This is a genomic window from Nocardia sp. NPDC057353 (assembly GCF_042667085.1).
GTDB lineage: Bacteria > Actinomycetota > Actinomycetes > Mycobacteriales > Mycobacteriaceae > Nocardia.
In genome coordinates this window covers 77,564-93,649 of the sequence record NZ_JBHVAK010000025.1, presented here as the reverse complement: position 1 = coordinate 93,649, position 16,086 = coordinate 77,564, and the positions used below count along the sequence as shown (strand labels likewise).

Below are 16,086 nucleotides of genomic sequence, written 5' to 3'. Positions count from 1 at the left end.
GCGGAAGGCGGTGGCGTCCCGGGCGGGCGCCTGCGCGCGAAAGTCAGTCGCGCAGCGGGCGGCCCTGGGGGTCCGGCACCTTGCCCATGAGGATCATGATTCCGTCGATCAGCCCCCAGATCGCGCCGAAGCCGCAGGTCACGATGGTGACCACGAGCTGGAGCACGCCGATCGTGGTGTAGCCGAGGTAGAAGCGGCCGACCCCGAGGGAGCCGACCAGGATCTGCAGCAGCCCGGCGACCAGCTTCTGCTTGTCCGAGAGCGGGACGCCGTACATGTCGCGGCCGAACGGCGCCTCGGGGTCGTTCGGGTTGTAGCCCTGCGGCTGCGGGTACGGGGCCGGGTAGGCGCCGCCGGGGTTGCCGTACGGGTCGACCGGCTGGCCGTACTGCGGCTGGCCGTACTGGGGCTGCTGGCCGTACTGCGGCTGCTGCCCGTACTGCGGCTGGCCGTACTGCTGCTGCTGGTTGTACGGATCGGACTGCGCGTACGGCTGCTGCGGCTGCTCACCGGACTTGTTCAGGTCCGGGCCGGTGCCGGGCGGGCCGTACTGGGGGCCGGCCGGATTGCTCTGATAGGGGTCGGTCACACGTCCTCCTCCGTGGGCGGGCGCCTTGCTCGGGGCCCGGTTGCTGATCCGAGCGGCGACGGGCCGCGACGGTCACGAGTCATTCTGGCGTGAACCGCTCGATTTCGTCGCAGTGGACTCCGCAGCGCTCTCGGTTCCGTTATCGCGCGCGCTCGCGTCGGCGTTGCCGGAATCCTCGGGTGATTTCGCCAGATCCGGATCGGGAGTGGTCTCGGTGGCCTTCGCCCCGGGCGAGGTCGTCGTCTCCGGGGTCTCATCGGTGCCTGGTGCGGGCGGTGCGGGCTTCTCCCCCGAGGGCGTCTTCCCGCCGTCGGCGGCCTTCTCAGTGGCGGCAGGCTTCTCGGCGGCCACGGGCTTCTCGGTGGTGGTCGCCTTCGGAGTGGCCGCGGACTTCGTGGTGCTCACGGCACCGGTCGCGGAGTGGGCATCCGCCGCGTCCTTCACCTCGGCGACATCCGCCTCATCAGCGTCCGGATCGGCCTCGACCCCGTCCGGGTCGCCCGGAACGGCCGCCGCCGCACCGTAGGTGCGCAGCGCCGCGATCTGCCACGGCCACGGCCGCCCCGCGGCGGGCTGCAGCTGCTCCTTCGTCTCCCTGCCCTTGGTGGCGAAGACGAAGTAGGCGATGGCGAGCAGGAAGACCACGGCCGAGGTGAACGAGTTGATCCGGATCCCGGCGATCAGCGTCGCCTCGTCGTCGCGCATGAGCTCGACGAAGAAGCGGCCGAAGCTGTACCCGGCGACGTAGAGCGCGAAGAGCCTGCCGTGCCCGATCCGGTACCGCCGGTCCAGCCAGACCAGGGCGATGACGACGAGCACGTTCCAGAGCAGCTCGTACAGGAAGGTCGGGTGCACGACCTTGTCCACCACGCCGGTGGAGACGCCGCTCATCATGTCCAGCCTGCCCTCGTCACCGAGGCGGCGGTAGATCTCCAGCCCCCACGGCACCGTGGTCTCCCGGCCGTAGAGCTCCTGGTTGAACCAGTTGCCGAGCCTGCCGATGGCCTGGGCCAGCAGGATCGCGGGCGCGACGGCGTCGCCGAAGGCGGGCAGCGGGATCTTGTAGATCCGGCAGCCGATCCAGGCGCCGACGGCACCGAAGGCGACCGCGCCCCAGATGCCGAGCCCGCCCTGGTAGATCTTGAGCGCGTCGACGGCGTTGCCGTCCGGCCCGAAGTACTTCTGCCAGTCGGTGGCGACGTGGTACAGCCTGCCGCCGATCAGCCCGAACGGCACCGCGAACATGGCGACGTCGAGCACCGCCCCCTGCTGCCCGCCGCGCTCCTGCCAGCGCCGCTCGCCCCACCAGATGGCGACGATGATGCCCGCGATGATGCAGAGGGCGTAGGCGCGCAACGGGAACGGGCCCAGCTGCCAGACGCCCTGCGCGGGACTCGGGATGTAGGCCAGCACGTCGGCGGCGCCGGGAAGACTGTCTGCCAGGACTCGTGAGGTCACGAACGCCACCGTATCCGAGGGGCCGGGCCACCGCCCCTGGCAGGGGCGGTCAGGAGGTGACCGACGCGGAGCGCACACCTTCGGCGAGCTCGGCGGTCAACGCCCGCACCGCGTCCAGACTCTCGCCCGCGGCGGTGACCAGGGCGGACCCGACAATCACCCCGTCGGCGTACGCCGCGATCTCCGCGGCCTGCGCCCCGGAGCGCACCCCGAGCCCGACGCCGATCGGAATATCACTGTGCGCCCGGATCCGCCCGCACAACTCCGGCGCCGCGGAGGAGACGGCATCCCGGGCCCCGGTCACGCCCATGGTCGACGCGGCGTAGACGAACCCCCGGCTCGCCTCCAGCGTCATGACCAGCCGCTCCTCGGTGGAGGACGGCGCGACCAGGAAGATCCGGTCCAACCCGTGCGCGTCGGAGGCGGCGAACCACTCCCCCGCCTCGTCCGGGATGAGGTTCGGGGTGATGATCCCGGCCCCGCCCGCCGCGGCGAGATCGCGGCCGAAGGCGTCGATCCCGTAGCGCAGCACCGGGTTCCAGTAGCTCATCACCACGGCCTGCCCGCCCGCGTCGGCGACCGCCTCGACCACCCGGAACACGTCGCGCACCCGGACCCCGTTGCGCAGCGCCTGCTCGGCGGCGACCTGGATGGTCGGCCCGTCCATCACCGGATCGGAGTAGGCGACGCCCACCTCGACGATGTCGCAGCCCGCCTCGACCAGTGCCCGGCAGGCGGCGATGGAGCCGTCCACATCCGGGTACCCGGCGGGCAGGTAGCCGATCAGCGCGGCCCTGCCCTCGGCGCGAGCGGCCGCGAAGGTGGCGGCGAGACGCGAGCTCACGCTTCCTGCCCCTCGTCGAAGAGCCCGAACCAGCGGGCTGCGGTGTCCATGTCCTTGTCCCCGCGCCCGGAGAGGTTCACCAGGATGATCGCCCCCGGCCCCAGCTCCTTGCCGAGCCGCAGCGCGCCCGCGACGGCGTGCGCCGACTCGATCGCCGGGATGATGCCCTCGGTGCGGCTGAGCAGCAGCAGCGCGTCCATCGCCTCGGCGTCGGTGACCGGCTGGTACTCGGCGCGGCCGATGTCCTTGAGGTAGGCGTGCTCCGGCCCGACGCCGGGGTAGTCGAGCCCGGCGGAGATGGAGTGCGACTCGATGGTCTGGCCGTCCTCGTCCTGCAGCAGGTACGAGTAGGCGCCCTGGAAGGCGCCGGGCGTGCCGCCGGTGAAGGTGGCCGCGTGCCTGCCGGTCTCGACGCCGTCGCCCGCCGCCTCGTAGCCGATCAGCCGGACCCCGGCGTCGTCGATGAAGGGGTGGAAGATGCCGATGGCATTGGAGCCGCCCCCGACGCAGGCCGCCACCGCATCCGGAAGCCTGCCGGTGAGCGCCTGCACCTGCTCCCGCGCCTCCAGCCCGACGATCCGCTGGAAATCGCGGACCAGCAGCGGGAACGGGTGCGGGCCCGCGGCGGTGCCGAAGCAGTAGTAGGTGTCGTCGGCGTGCGAGACCCAGTCCCGCAGCGCCTCGTTGATGGCGTCCTTGAGCGTGCGCGAGCCGGTCTCCACCGAGACCACGCCCGCGCCGAGCAGCCGCATCCTGGCGACGTTCAGCGCCTGCCTGGCGGTGTCGACCGCGCCCATGTAGATCACGCACTCCAGCCCGAGCAGCGCGCAGGCGGTGGCGGTGGCGACGCCGTGCTGGCCCGCGCCGGTCTCGGCGATCACCCGCTTCTTGCCCATGCGCTTGGCGAGCAGCGCCTGCCCGAGCACATTGTTGATCTTGTGCGAGCCGGTGTGGTTCAGGTCCTCGCGCTTGAGCAGGATGCGGGCGCCGCCCGCGTGCTCGGCCAGCCGGGTGCACTCGAAGACCGGCGACGGGCGGCCGGTGTAGTCGCGCTGCAGCCGGTCCAGCTCGTCCAGGAAGGTGCGGTCGGCGCGGCACTTCTCGTACTCGGCGGTGACCTCCTCGATCACCGCCATCAGCGCCTCCGGCACGTGCCTGCCGCCGTAGACGCCGAAGTGGCCGCCGGGCGTCGGCTCGTGCGCGCTGTGCTCGGCGACGCCCGCGCTGGCCTGGGGCAGCGCGGCCATCACCGGCCCCGCCGGGCCGGCTTCGGGCAGGACGGGTGGGTGCCCGCGGTGACCAGCTTGAGCACGGCGGCCCGCGGGTCGCCGCTGGTCACCAACCCCTCGCCGACCAGAACGGCATCCGCGCCCGCGCCCGCGTAGGCGAGCAGGTCGGCGGTGCCGCGGACGCCGGACTCGGCGATCCGGATGACCTCGGTGGGCAGCCCGGGGGCGATCCGGGAGAAGACGTCCCGGTCCACCTCGAGCGTCTTGAGGTTGCGGGCGTTCACGCCGATCACCGAGGCGCCCGCCTCCAGCGCGCGGTCCGCCTCCTCCTCGGTGTGCACCTCGACCAGCGCGGTCATGCCGAGCGATTCGGTGCGGTCGATGAGCGCGGCGAGCACGTCCTGCTGCAGCGCGGCCACGATCAGCAGGATGACGTCGGCGCCGTGCGCCCGCGCCTCGTGGATCTGGTACGGGCCGACGACGAAGTCCTTGCGCAGCACCGGGATGGAGACGGCGGCGCGGACGGCGTCCAGGTCGTCCAGCGAGCCGTGGAAGCGGCGCTCCTCGGTGAGCACGCTGATCACCCGCGCGCCGCCGTCCTCGTAGGCCTTGGCCAGCGCGGCGGGGTCGGTGATGGTCGCCAGCGAGCCCTTGGACGGGCTGGCGCGCTTGACTTCCGCGATGACTCCGATACCGTCCTCGAGCAACGCGGCCCGAGCGTCGAGGGCCGGGCGGGCGGCGGCGCCCGCGGCCTTGATCGCGGCGAAATCCGTGACGGCTTCGCGGGCGGCCACATCCGCACGGACCCCGTCGAGAATCGAGTCGAGTACCGTCATCTGGCTCGAATCCTTTCTGGGGAGACGGACTTGCTGCCTGAGAATCCCTTCAGGCGCTGTCTCACCGATGCCGACCAAGAATAAATGGCGGGCAACCGGGTGCCCGAATCGGGTCCGGGGTTGCCTCCCCGATCCGCGCGGTTTCCGGGCCGGACCTGCGCACCCGCGGCGCGCCCGGCCGCGCTGCGCCGCGCAGTGAACGGGCTCACTCCTGGCCCGCACTGCGAGGCCGGTCACCCGGGGGCGGTCCGCCCGCCGCGCCCGGCTCCCGGGCCGGTGGCGGGTCGGCGGTGGGGTCGTCGCCCGCGTCGAGGGCGTCCCAGAGGACGCGCTCGGTGAGGTCGGCGTCCTCGCCCGCGCGGGCCCGGTCCAGCTCGGCGCCTGCCGCGGCGCGGCGGACGGCGGGGGCGTCGTAGCGCCCGGAGAGGTCAGCGGACTCGCGCGGCATGCGGGCCAGCAGCACGCCCGCGGTGAAGGCGGCCAGCGCGGCGGCGAGCGTGATCAGCGCCGGGAGCACCGCGGTCTGCACGTCCGTGACGGTGGCGCGGCCCGGCAGCTCGGCCAGGGTGGCGCCGCGCCGCCCCGGGTCACCCGAGCCGGTGAGCAGCGCGAACGGCGGCACGGCGGTCACGGCGGCGACCAGGGTGACCAGCACCCCGAGGAAGCGGCGCAGCCAGCCCCGCGTCGCGAAGACCGCCGCGATGGCGGCGAGCAGCACCAGCGCGAGCGGGGTGAGCGCGCCGAACCAGGTGCCGCCGTTCAGCTCGTCGGTGCGCGGCTCGGTGAGCCCGTCCGACGAGGTCACGGTCACCCAGGTCAGCCGCGAGGCCAGCCACATGAGCCCGGCGGCCACGGCGAGCAGCACCACCGGCCCCACCGGATACCGCCGCCCGCCCGCGGCGCCCGACCGCTCGGCCGCGGCACCCGCGGTCACTTCGCCGCCGGACACCGGCTCGATCGGCCGCCCCGGCGTGCTCGCCGCACCCGAACCGCCCGGCTCCCCCGCGCTCACAGCGCGCCCTCCGCGACCGGCGCCTCGGCCGAGCGCACCGTGCGCGCGGCGGCGACGGCGCGCAGCACCGCCATCGCCTTGTTCCTGGCCTCGTCGTCCTCGTACTCCGGCACCGAGTCGGCGACCACCCCGGCCCCGGCCTGCACGTAGGCGGTGCCGTCCTTGACCAGCGCGGTGCGGATGGCGATGGCGGTGTCGGCGTCCCCGGCGAAGTCCAGGTACCCGACGACGCCGCCGTAGAGCCCGCGCCTGGTCGGCTCCAACTCCTCGATGAGCTGCATGGCCCGCACCTTGGGCGCCCCGGAGAGCGTGCCCGCGGGGAAGCAGGCGCGCACCGCGTCCAGCGCGATCTTCCCGGGTGCGAGGTGCCCGGAGACGGTGGAGACCAGGTGCATGACGTGGCTGTACCGCTCGATGTGCCGGTAGTCGGTGACCCGCACCGTCCCCGGCGTGCACACCCGCCCGAGGTCGTTGCGGCCGAGGTCGACCAGCATGAGGTGCTCGGCGTTCTCCTTCTCGTCCGCCAGCAGCCCCTTCTCCAGCAGCAGGTCGTCCTCCTCGTTGGCCCCGCGCCACCGCGTGCCCGCGATCGGGTGCGTGGTCGCGACCCCGTCCACCACGGTGACCAGCGCCTCCGGGGAGGAGCCGACGATGGAGAACGCCGTCCCGCCCGCGGCGTCCGGGATGTGCAGCAGGTACATGTACGGGCTCGGGTTGGCGGCGCGCAGCATGCGGTAGAGGTCGATCGGCTCGCCGTCGAAGTCGATCTCGAAGCGCTGCGAGATCACCACCTGGAAGGCCTCGCCCGCCTCGATCTCGGAGATCAGCCTGCGCACGTCGGCGTGGAACTCGGCGCTGGTCCGCGCCCGGCGGTAGTCCGGCTCGGGCTGGTCGAAGACCGAGACCGTGGAGGCGGCCGGGGCGGCGAGCGCGGCGGTCATCCGGTCCAGCCTGGCGACGGCGTCGTCGTAGGCCTCGTCCACCCGGTCGGCGGTGCCGTTCCAGTTCACCGCGTTGGCGATCAGCGTGATGGCGCCCTCGTGGTGGTCGAAGGCGGCCAGGTCGGTGGCGAGCATGAGCACCATCTCGGGCAGCCGCAGGTCGTCGGCGGCCAGCGACGGGAGCCGCTCCATGCGGCGCACCGCGTCGTAGCCGAGGTAGCCGACCATGCCGCCGGTGAGCGGCGGCAGCCCGGGGAGCCGCTCGGTGCGCAGCAGCTCCAGGGTGTCGCGCAGCGCGGTCAGCGGGTCGCCGCCGACCGGGGCGTCGGCCGGGGTCGCGCCCAGCCAGGCGGCCTCGCCGTCGGCGACGGTGAGCGCGGACGGGCTGCCCGCGCCGATGAACGACCAGCGCGACCAGGAGCGGCCGTTCTCCGCCGACTCGAAGAGGAAGGTGCCAGGCCGGTTCGCGGCCAGCTTGCGATAGGCGGAGAGCGGGGTCTCGGAGTCCGCCAGTACCTTTCGGGTCACCGGGACCACGCGGTGCTCCGCGGCCAGCTCGTGGAAGCGTTCGCGGGACGTGGTGGCTGGGGTGGACGCGGCGTGCATCGGCCCATCATCCCAGGTGGGCTCCGGTGGAGTTCGGGCCCCCGCAGGGGCGGGGCCCACCGGCCGCACGGCAGGTAGGGTCGGGGTTCATGCAGACAGGCCAGCTCGCTCCGCAGTTCGAGCTCCCCGATCAGTCCGGTACACCCCGTTCGCTCGACGCGCTGCTCGCCGACGGACCGCTGGTGTTGTTCTTCTACCCCGCCGCCAACACCCCCGTGTGCACCGCCGAGGCGTGCCACTTCCGCGACCTGGTCGGCGAGTTCGCCGCGCTCGGTGCGAGCTGCGCCGGGATCAGCACCGACTCGGTGGACACCCAGTCCGGGTTCGCGGGCAAGCAGAGCCTCGGGTACCCGCTGCTCTCCGACGCCGACGGCGCGGTGGCGAAGGAGTTCGGGGTGAAGCGCGGGCTGCTCGGCAAGTTGGCGCCGGTGAAGCGGCAGACCTTCGTGATCGACACCGATCGCACGGTGCTCACCGTGATCTCCAGTGAGCTGCGCGCCAACGTGCACGCCGACGACGCCCTGCAGTTCCTGCGCGACCGCGCGAAGTAGGAGGCGGCGCCCGGCGCGAGAAGGCCCGCGCGCCGGGCGACCGATTCCGGCGGTTTGTGAGTGTTTTCACGGAACTCGGCAACTCCCTGACGCTCGAGCATCGCCGTGGCAAACTCGCTCACGCGAGTGACTGTGAATACACGTTGCAGTGAATACCGCGCCGATTCCGCCCGGCTGAACCTCCGCCCACGTCACTTGGCTCCGAAAGTAGGCAGGCAGTGACGAAATGGCTCGACCCGGTCGAAGAGCGCGCGTGGCGCGCGATGGTCACCGTGACCACCCGGCTGCCCGGTGCGCTCGACACCCGGCTGCAGCGGGAATTCGGGATCACCCATTTCGAGTACTGGGTGCTCACCCTGCTCTCCGAGGAGGCGGGGCACCGATTGCAGATGAGCGAGCTGGCGCACAAGGCAAATGCGTCGTTATCCCGGCTCTCGCACGTGGTCTCCAAACTGGAGCGGCTCGGCCTGGTCCAGCGCTCCGCGACCTCGGGGAAGCGCGGCGTACGGGCGGTGCTGACCGACGCGGGCTACGTCAAAGTGGTCGCGGTGGCGCCGGGGTACCTGGCGGCAGTGCGCAGGCTGGTCTTCGACGCGCTGGACCCGGAGGCCACGCGCGAACTCGCCCGGGTGGTGGAGACGCTCTCCCGGCACCTCACCGAGGTGCTGGACCGGGAGAACCAGGACTGACTCAGCCCTCGGCGAGCAGCTGGTCGCCGTCGAAGCAGGTGTGCGTGCCGGTGTGGCAGGCGGCGCCCTCCTGGTCGACCACCAGCAGCACGGTGTCGCCATCGCAGTCCAGCCGCACCTCGTGCACGTACTGGGTGTGCCCCGAGGTCTCGCCCTTCACCCAGTACTGCTGCCTGGAGCGCGAGTAGTAGGTGGCCTTGCGCGTCGCCAGCGTGCGGGCCAGCGCCTCGTCGTCCATCCAGGCGACCATGAGCACGTCCCCGGTGGCCTTCTCCTGGGCCACCGCGGACACCAGCCCCGCCTCGTTGCGCTTGAGGCGGGCGGCGATGCTCGGGTCCAGGCTCATGCTGTCTTTATACGGGACATCAGCGCACCACGATCTTCTGGTCGCGCATGGAATCCTTGACGTCCCCGATGGTCAGGTCGCCGAAGTGGAAGACGCTGGCGGCGAGCACCGCGTCCGCCCCCGCGTGCACCGCGGGGGCGAAGTGCTCGACCGCGCCCGCGCCGCCGCTGGCGATCACCGGCACCGCCACCGCGGCCCGCACCGCGCGGATCATCGGCAGGTCGAAACCTGCCTTGGTGCCGTCCGCGTCCATGGAGTTGAGCAGGATCTCGCCGACGCCCAGCTCGGCGCCGCGCTCGGCCCACTCGACCGCGTCGATCCCGGTGCCGCGCTTGCCGCCGTGCGTGGTGACCTCCCAGCCGGAGGGGGTCTCCGGCTGCCCCGCGGGCACCGTGCGGGCGTCCACCGAGAGCACGATGCACTGCGAGCCGAACCGCTCGGACATCTCGCGCAGCACCTCGGGGCGCGCGATGGCGGCGGTGTTCACCGAGACCTTGTCCGCGCCCGCGCGCAGCAGCCGGTCCACGTCGTCGACGGTGCGCACGCCGCCGCCGACGGTGAGCGGGATGAAGATCTGCTCGGCGGTCCTGGTGACCACGTCGATCATGGTGCCGCGGTCACCGGTGGAGGCGGTGACGTCGAGGAAGGTGAGCTCGTCGGCGCCCTGCGCGTCGTAGGTCGCGGCCAGCGCGACCGGGTCGCCCGCGTCCCGCAGGTTCTGGAAGTTCACGCCCTTGACCACCCGCCCCGCGTCCACGTCCAGGCACGGGATCACCCGCACGGCCAGCGTCATCTCGGCACCTTCCTCACGCGTCCTCGGCGACCGTGCAGATCATCGCCAGCAGCTCGGCGTGCACGCCGGGCGCGGCGGCGAGCACCGAGCCGGAGGAGATGCTCCACGGCTCGCCCGCGATATCGGTGACCACCCCGCCCGCAGCCCTGACCAGCGCGACGCCCGCCGCGTTGTCCCACGGGTGGTGGCCGAAGACGATGGCGCCGCCGAGCACCCCGTGCGCGGTGAACGCCAGGTCGATCCCGGTGGAGCCGTGCATCCTGACCCGGGAGGAGAGCCTGCTCAGCGGGCCGAGCAGGTCGAACCGGAACTGCCCGGGGATGCGGCCCGTCGAGTCCACGTTGAAGGCGCCGAAGCCGATCATGGACTCGCCGAGCGCGGCCTGCTCCAGCGGCGGCAGCGCGGCGCCGTCCACCAGCAGCGGGCCGCCGGCGGCCGCGGCGTAGCGGCGGTTCAGCAGCGGCAGCCAGGTGAGGCCGAGCACCGGTTCGCCGTCCCGGACCAGGGCCAGCAGCATGCCGGAGAGCGGGTGCCCGGCGGAGTAGTTGAAGGTGCCGTCGATGGGGTCGAGCACCCAGGCGGCGCCGGAGGTGAGCTGCGGGCCGCCGAACTCCTCGCCGTGCACCTCGATGCCGGTGCGCTCGCGCAGCGCGGCGCTCACCGTGCGCTCGAGTTCCAGGTCGAGTTCGGTGGCGAAGTCGTTGCGGCCCTTGGTGACCGCGCTCGGCGCGCCGATCCCCTCGACGAACCGCGGCGCGGCCTCGTCCAGGATCCGGCCCGCGATGTCGAGCAGCGCCGTCAGCTCGCCGTCGGCCACCGTTGCCTGGTCACGCGCGGTCATCGGAGGCGATCCGGGCGCGGTGCGGACAGTCCGCGCGGCTCGGCGGCGGACGCCTCGAGGTTGCGGGGCACGCTCAGCGCACCGCCGCCAGCGCCTCGGGCAGCGTGAACCGGCCCGCGTACAGCGCCTTGCCGACGATCGCGCCCTCCACGCCCTCGCCGACCAGCTCGGCGATGGCCACCAGGTCGTCCAGGGTGGAGACGCCGCCGGAGGCGATCACCGGGGCGTCGGTGGCGCCCGCGACATCGCGGAGCAGGTCCAGGTTGGGGCCGGTCAGGGTGCCGTCCTTGGTGACGTCGGTGACGACGTAGCGGGTGCAGCCGTCGCGCTCCAGCCGCTCCAGCACCTCCCACAGGTCGCCGCCGTCGCTGACCCAGCCGCGGCCGCGCAGCCGGTGCTCGCCGTCGACGATCCGCACGTCCAGTCCGACCGCGATCCGCTCGCCGTACTCGGCGATGGCCTTGGCGCACCACACCGGGTCCTCCAGCGCGGCGGTGCCCAGGTTCACCCGGGCGCACCCGGTGGCGAGCGCGGCGCGCAGCGACTCGTCGTCCCGGATCCCGCCGGAGAGCTCCACCTGCACGTCCAGCTCGCCGACGACCTCGGCCAGCAGCTCCCGGTTCGACCCGCGCCCGAAGGCGGCGTCCAGGTCGACCAGGTGCACCCACTCGGCGCCCGCCTGCTGCCACGCCAGCGCCGCCTCCCGGGGCGAGCCGTAGCTGGTTTCGCTGCCTGCCTCCCCCTGTACGAGGCGCACGGCCTCACCATTGGCGACATCGACGGCGGGCAGAAGTACGAGACTCACTCGTGGCAGCTTAGTCGGGCGCGCGGAGCGGCCCGGCCTGGGGGTTTGCCACCGGTGCTCCGGTCGCCGCGGTCAGGCGGCGGGAAGCGGCTCCGGCCGCGCGCGGCGGGCGCCCGCGAGCACCAGCGCGCGGTGGCAGGCGAGCAGGGCGGTGACGGCGAGCGCGGCGGTGAGGAGCGCGGCGCCGATGCGGGCGTAGTGGCCGAGCAGGAATTCGTCGGCGGCGCGCTGGATCTCGGCGGTGCTGTACCGCGCCCGGTCGTCGTAGAGCATGGTCGCGCGGGGCCACTGGTAGAGCATGGAGAGCACTGCCTGGCCGAGGAGCAGCGGGATCAGCGAGAGCAGGACCCAGCGGCGGGCGACGCGGTAGGCGACCGCGGCCGCGAGGGCGAGCAGGGCGGTGAACATCAGGACGGCGCCGAGCGGGCGCATGACGTCGCCGATGGCGACCGCGCTCATGAACTCCTCGGAGAGCGCGAGCGAGGCGGGGACGTCGCGGAAGATATTGGGGTACAGCAGCGTGGTCTCGACCAGGGTGGCCGCGAACGCGAGGCTCGCGACCGCCGCGTAGCCGCCGACGGCGACGCTGGGCAGCACGGGTGATGGGCGCATATGCCGACGGTAGGCAGCGCCGGACCCCGGCGGATCCGGGTGCCACCCCGATATCGACCCGGAGAAATCTAGAGCGCGCGAACCCAGTTGCGCAGCAGCGCGGCTCCGGCGTCGCCGGACTTCTCCGGGTGGAACTGGGTGGCCGAGAGCGGCCCGTTCTCGACGGCGGCGAGGAAGCGGCCGCCGTGGTCGGACCAGGTGAGCCGGGCCGGGGCGATGTGCTCGGCGTCCGGCAGGTCCCAGCTGCGGGCGGCGTAGGAGTGCACGAAGTAGAACCGGGTCTCGGGGTCGAGGCCGTCGAAGAGCACGCTGCCCGCCGGGGCGTCCACGGTGTTCCACCCCATGTGCGGCAGGACCGGCGCCTCGAGCCGGTCGACGGTGCCGGGCCACTCCCCGCAGCCGTCGGCCTCGACGCCGAACTCCACCCCGCGCTCGAACAGGATCTGCATGCCGACGCAGATCCCGAGCACCGGCCGCCCACCGGCCAGCCGCTGCCCGATCAGCCGCTCCCCGCGCACCTCGCGCAGCCCGGTCATGCAGGCGGCGAAGGCGCCGACACCGGGGACGACGAGGCCGTCGGCGCCGAGCACGGTATCCGGGTCGGCGGTCACGGTCACCTCGGCGCCCGCGCGTACCAGGGCGCGCTCGGCGGAGTGCAGGTTGCCGGAGCCGTAGTCCAGCAGCGCCACGGATTTCACAGCACCCCCTTGGTGGACGGGACCCCGCTGATCCGCGGGTCCGGCTCGACGGCGGCGCGCAGCGCGCGGGCCACCGCCTTGAACTCCGCCTCGGTGACGTGGTGCTGGTCGCGGCCGTAGATGACCCGGACGTGCAGCGCGATCCGTGCGTGCGAGGCGATCGATTCGAAGACGTGCCGGTTCAGCACGGTCGAGTACGGCGCGCCCGGCCCGGAGCCGGGGATCACGGCGTGCAGCAGGTGCTCCGGCTCGCCGGTGTGCACGCAGTAGGCGCGGCCGGAGACGTCGACGGCGGCGTGCGCCAGCGTCTCGTCCATGGGGATCCAGGCATCGCCGAAGCGGCGGATGCCCGCCTTGTCGCCGAGCGCCTGCCCGAGCGCCTGGCCGAGCACGATGGCGGTGTCCTCGACGGTGTGGTGCGCCTCGATCTCGATGTCGCCCTGCGCGCGCACGGTCAGGTCGAAGCCCGCGTGCGCGCCGAGCGCGGTCAGCATGTGGTCGTAGAAGGGAACGCCGGTGCTGATCTCGGTGCGGCCGGTGCCGTCCAGGTCCAGCTCGACCAGGATGCTCGACTCCCTGGTGCTGCGCTCCACCCGCGCGGTTCTGCTCATCGGGCTACCTCCGGTGTCATCGCGGGGCGAGTTCGCCGGTCAGTTCGGCGCTGACCCGCAGGAATTCGTCGTTCTCGGCGGCGAGGCCGATGGTGGCGCGCAGGTGGCCGGGGATGCCGACGTCCCGGATCAGCACGCCGCGGTCCAGGTACCGCCGCCAGGTGGCCGGTGCGTCGGCGAACCGGCCGAAGAGCAGGAAGTTGGCGTCGCTGGGCACCACGTCGAAGCCGAGCGCGGTGAGCTCGGCCGCCACCCGGTCGCGCTGGGCGGCGAGCTCGGCGACGCTGCCGAGCGTCTCGGCGGCGTGCCGCAGCGCCGCGCGGGCGGCGGCCTGGGTGACCACCGACAGGTGGTACGGCAGCCGGACCAGCAGCAGCGCGTCGACGACGGCGGGTGCGGCGACCAGGTAGCCGAGCCTGCCGCCCGCGAAGGCGAAGGCCTTGCTCATGGTCCGGCTGACCACCAGCTTGGCCGGGTAGCGGTCGATCAGCCCGATGGCGCTCGGCTGCGCGGAGAACTCGGCGTAGGCCTCGTCCACCACGACGATGCCGGGCGCCGCGTCCAGGATGCGCTCCAGCTCGGGGCCGGGGATGCTGTGCCCGGTCGGGTTGTTCGGGCTGGTCACGAAGACCACGTCGGGGCGGCGCTCGGCGATGGCGGCGAGCGCGTGCTCCACGTCGAGCGAGAAGTCGCCCGCCCGCTTGGCCTCGATCCACGCGGTGTCGATGCCCTCGGAGATGATCGGGTGCATCGAGTAGGAGGGCACGAAGCCGAGCGCGCTGCGGCCTGGCCCGCCGAACGCCTGCAGCAGCTGCTGGAGGATCTCGTTCGACCCGTTGGCGGCCCAGACATTGGCGGTGTCGACCGCGGTGCCGGTCTGCTTCGTCAGGTAGGCGGCGAGGTCGGCGCGGAGCGCGACCGCGTCCCGGTCCGGGTAGCGGTGCAGCTCGGCGGCGGCGGCGCGGACCGCCTCGGCGACGTCGTCGACCAGCGCGCGGGTCGGCGGGTGCGGGTTCTCGTTGGTGTTGAGCTGCACCGGCACGCTGAGCTGCGGGGCGCCGTAGGGCTGCTTGCCGCGCAGGTTCTCGCGCAGCGGCAGTGCGTCCAGCCCGATGCCCGCGCCGGGGACCGCGGCGGCGCGAGGGCGCTGATCGTCCGGGGTGACGGTCACGAGAGCGCCTCGAACCGCGCCCGCACGGCCTGGCCGTGCGCGGGCAGCTGCTCGGCGTCGGCGAGCGCGACCACGTGCCCGGCGACGTCCTTCAGCGCGGCCTCGGTGTACTCGACCACGTGGATGCCGCGCAGGAAGGTCTGCACGCTGAGCCCGGAGGAGTGCCGCGCGCAGCCTGCGGTGGGCAGCACGTGGTTCGAGCCCGCGCAGTAGTCGCCCAGGCTGACCGGGGCGTACGCGCCGACGAAGATCGCGCCCGCGCTGCGCACCCGCGCGGCGACGGCGGGGGCTTCGGCGGTCTGGATCTCCAGGTGCTCGGCGGCGTAGGCGTTGACCACGCGCAGCCCCTGGGCGATGTCGTCGACCAGCACGGTGCCGGACTGGGTGCCGGTGAGCGCGGTGCGCACCCGCTCGGCGTGCTCCACCACCGGCAGCTGCGCGGTGAGCGCGGCGTCGACGGCGTCGGCCAGCGCGGGGCTGTCGGTGACCAGGACGCTGGCGGCGAGCACGTCGTGCTCGGCCTGGCTGATCAGGTCGGCGGCCACGTGCACCGGGTCGGCGGTGGCGTCGGCGAGGACGGCGATCTCGGTGGGCCCGGCCTCGGCGTCGATCCCGACCAGCCCGCGGCAGAGCCGCTTGGCCGCGGTGACGTAGATATTGCCGGGCCCGGTGATCAGGTCGACCGGCGCGAGCGGCTGCCCGTCGGTGTCGGTGCCGCCGTAGGCGAGCAGCGCGACGGCCTGCGCGCCGCCGACCGCCCACACCTCCTCGACGCCGAGCAGCGCGGCCGCGGCCAGCACCGTGGGGTGCGGGGCACCGCCGAACTGCGCCTGCGGCGGCGAGGCCACCACCAGGGACGCCACCCCGGCGGCCTGCGCGGGCACCACGTTCATCACGACGCTGGACGGGTAGACGGCGTTGCCGCCCGGCACGTACAGCCCGACCCGCTCGACCGGCACCCAGCGCTCGGTGACGGTGCCGCCGGGCACCACCTCGGTGACGGTGTCGGTGCGGCGCTGGTCGGCGTGCACCTTCCTGGTCCGCTCGATCGCGACCTCGAGGGCCGTCCTGACCCGCGGGTCCAGCTCGGCGAGCGCCTCGGCGAGCGCGGCGGCGGGCACCCGCACCGCGGCCGGGGCGACGCCGTCGAACTTCTCCCCGTACTCCAGCGCGGCGGCGGCGCCGCGGTCCCGGACCGCCTCCACCACCGGCCGCACGTGCGGCAGCACCGAGTCCACGTCGACTCCCCCGCGCGGCAGCGCGGTGCGCAGCTCGGCGACGGTGGGAGTGCGACCGCGCAGATCCACGCGGGCGAGCTCGATGGGTGTGGTCATCTCGGTCTGCGGTCCTGTCTCGAGGGGGCCTGGCGCAGCGCGCGTCCGGCTACCAGCCTATCCGTCCCGCGCACGCGCTTTTCCGGGGCCGCCGCGCCGCGTGGCGGCGGTCACCCGGCA

At 73.4% G+C, this 16,086-nt stretch carries 17 protein-coding genes and 1 pseudogene; 2 read left to right on the top strand and 16 right to left on the bottom strand.

What is annotated here, in order from left to right; all coding sequences use genetic code 11:
• Window positions 1-43: 43 nt before the first annotated feature.
• The 7 genes and pseudogenes from ACFUUZ_RS15725 to ACFUUZ_RS15695 form a co-directional block, all read right to left on the bottom strand.
• The gene (locus tag ACFUUZ_RS15725; protein WP_378696623.1) at window positions 44-589 is read right to left on the bottom strand and encodes a TM2 domain-containing protein; all 546 of its coding nucleotides are present in this window, start codon (window positions 587-589) and stop codon (window positions 44-46) included.
• A gap of 339 nt (window positions 590-928) precedes the next feature.
• Window positions 929-2,032: pseudogene (gene lgt, locus ACFUUZ_RS15720) on the bottom strand (prolipoprotein diacylglyceryl transferase); the annotation flags it as partial.
• Window positions 2,033-2,096: 64 nt separating this feature from the next.
• The gene (gene trpA, locus ACFUUZ_RS15715; RefSeq protein ID WP_378696637.1) at window positions 2,097-2,924 is read right to left on the bottom strand and encodes a tryptophan synthase subunit alpha; all 828 of its coding nucleotides are present in this window, start codon (window positions 2,922-2,924) and stop codon (window positions 2,097-2,099) included.
• The gene (trpB, locus tag ACFUUZ_RS15710; protein WP_378696621.1) at window positions 2,888-4,138 is read right to left on the bottom strand and encodes a tryptophan synthase subunit beta; all 1,251 of its coding nucleotides are present in this window, start codon (window positions 4,136-4,138) and stop codon (window positions 2,888-2,890) included. Before trpB ends, trpA begins: the two co-directional genes overlap by 37 nt.
• Window positions 4,138-4,956, bottom strand: coding sequence for an indole-3-glycerol phosphate synthase TrpC (trpC, locus tag ACFUUZ_RS15705; protein WP_378696619.1), 819 nt, complete (start codon window positions 4,954-4,956; stop codon window positions 4,138-4,140). Before trpC ends, trpB begins: the two co-directional genes overlap by 1 nt.
• A 205-nt stretch (window positions 4,957-5,161) precedes the next feature.
• Complete coding sequence (locus ACFUUZ_RS15700) at window positions 5,162-5,890, bottom strand: TIGR02234 family membrane protein (RefSeq protein WP_378696635.1); 729 nt, start codon at window positions 5,888-5,890, stop codon at window positions 5,162-5,164.
• 74 nt (window positions 5,891-5,964) lie between these two features.
• Window positions 5,965-7,515, bottom strand: coding sequence for an anthranilate synthase component I (locus tag ACFUUZ_RS15695; RefSeq protein ID WP_378696617.1), 1,551 nt, complete (start codon window positions 7,513-7,515; stop codon window positions 5,965-5,967).
• Window positions 7,516-7,604: 89 nt separating this feature from the next.
• Between ACFUUZ_RS15695 and ACFUUZ_RS15690 the strand changes: the two genes are divergently transcribed.
• A complete protein-coding gene (locus ACFUUZ_RS15690) occupies window positions 7,605-8,066 on the top strand; it encodes a peroxiredoxin (RefSeq protein ID WP_378696615.1) in 462 nt (153 codons plus the stop codon).
• 263 nt (window positions 8,067-8,329) lie between these two features.
• Window positions 8,330-8,755, top strand: coding sequence for a MarR family winged helix-turn-helix transcriptional regulator (locus tag ACFUUZ_RS15685; protein WP_378696633.1), 426 nt, complete (start codon window positions 8,330-8,332; stop codon window positions 8,753-8,755).
• Between the two features lies 1 nt (window position 8,756).
• Here ACFUUZ_RS15685 and hisI read toward each other — a convergent pair whose 3' ends face one another.
• The 9 genes from hisI to hisD form a co-directional block, all read right to left on the bottom strand.
• Window positions 8,757-9,101 (bottom strand): phosphoribosyl-AMP cyclohydrolase, encoded by a 345-nt coding sequence (gene hisI / locus ACFUUZ_RS15680; RefSeq protein WP_378696613.1) that lies wholly within the window; start codon window positions 9,099-9,101, stop codon window positions 8,757-8,759.
• Between the two features lie 19 nt (window positions 9,102-9,120).
• Complete coding sequence (gene hisF / locus ACFUUZ_RS15675) at window positions 9,121-9,894, bottom strand: imidazole glycerol phosphate synthase subunit HisF (RefSeq protein WP_378696611.1); 774 nt, start codon at window positions 9,892-9,894, stop codon at window positions 9,121-9,123.
• Window positions 9,895-9,907: 13 nt separating this feature from the next.
• Window positions 9,908-10,735 carry an inositol monophosphatase family protein gene (locus ACFUUZ_RS15670; RefSeq protein WP_378696609.1) on the bottom strand — a complete coding sequence of 276 codons (828 nt, stop codon included), beginning with the start codon at window positions 10,733-10,735 and terminating at the stop codon, window positions 9,908-9,910.
• A 73-nt stretch (window positions 10,736-10,808) separates the two neighbouring features.
• Entirely contained in the window at window positions 10,809-11,540 is a 732-nt protein-coding gene (priA, locus tag ACFUUZ_RS15665; RefSeq protein ID WP_378696607.1) for a bifunctional 1-(5-phosphoribosyl)-5-((5-phosphoribosylamino)methylideneamino)imidazole-4-carboxamide isomerase/phosphoribosylanthranilate isomerase PriA, read from the bottom strand.
• Between the two features lie 72 nt (window positions 11,541-11,612).
• Window positions 11,613-12,152 (bottom strand): hypothetical protein, encoded by a 540-nt coding sequence (locus ACFUUZ_RS15660; RefSeq protein WP_378696605.1) that lies wholly within the window; start codon window positions 12,150-12,152, stop codon window positions 11,613-11,615.
• A gap of 68 nt (window positions 12,153-12,220) precedes the next feature.
• Window positions 12,221-12,850, bottom strand: a complete 630-nt coding sequence (gene hisH, locus ACFUUZ_RS15655; RefSeq protein WP_378696603.1) for an imidazole glycerol phosphate synthase subunit HisH — start codon at window positions 12,848-12,850, stop codon at window positions 12,221-12,223.
• On the bottom strand, window positions 12,847-13,461 hold the full coding sequence (gene hisB / locus ACFUUZ_RS15650; RefSeq protein WP_378696601.1) for an imidazoleglycerol-phosphate dehydratase HisB: 615 nt from the start codon (window positions 13,459-13,461) through the stop codon (window positions 12,847-12,849). Before hisB ends, hisH begins: the two co-directional genes overlap by 4 nt.
• 16 nt (window positions 13,462-13,477) lie before the next feature.
• Window positions 13,478-14,575 (bottom strand): histidinol-phosphate transaminase, encoded by a 1,098-nt coding sequence (locus tag ACFUUZ_RS15645; RefSeq protein ID WP_378696631.1) that lies wholly within the window; start codon window positions 14,573-14,575, stop codon window positions 13,478-13,480.
• A gap of 53 nt (window positions 14,576-14,628) precedes the next feature.
• Complete coding sequence (hisD, locus tag ACFUUZ_RS15640) at window positions 14,629-15,966, bottom strand: histidinol dehydrogenase (RefSeq protein ID WP_378696599.1); 1,338 nt, start codon at window positions 15,964-15,966, stop codon at window positions 14,629-14,631.
• Window positions 15,967-16,086: the final 120 nt, after the last annotated feature.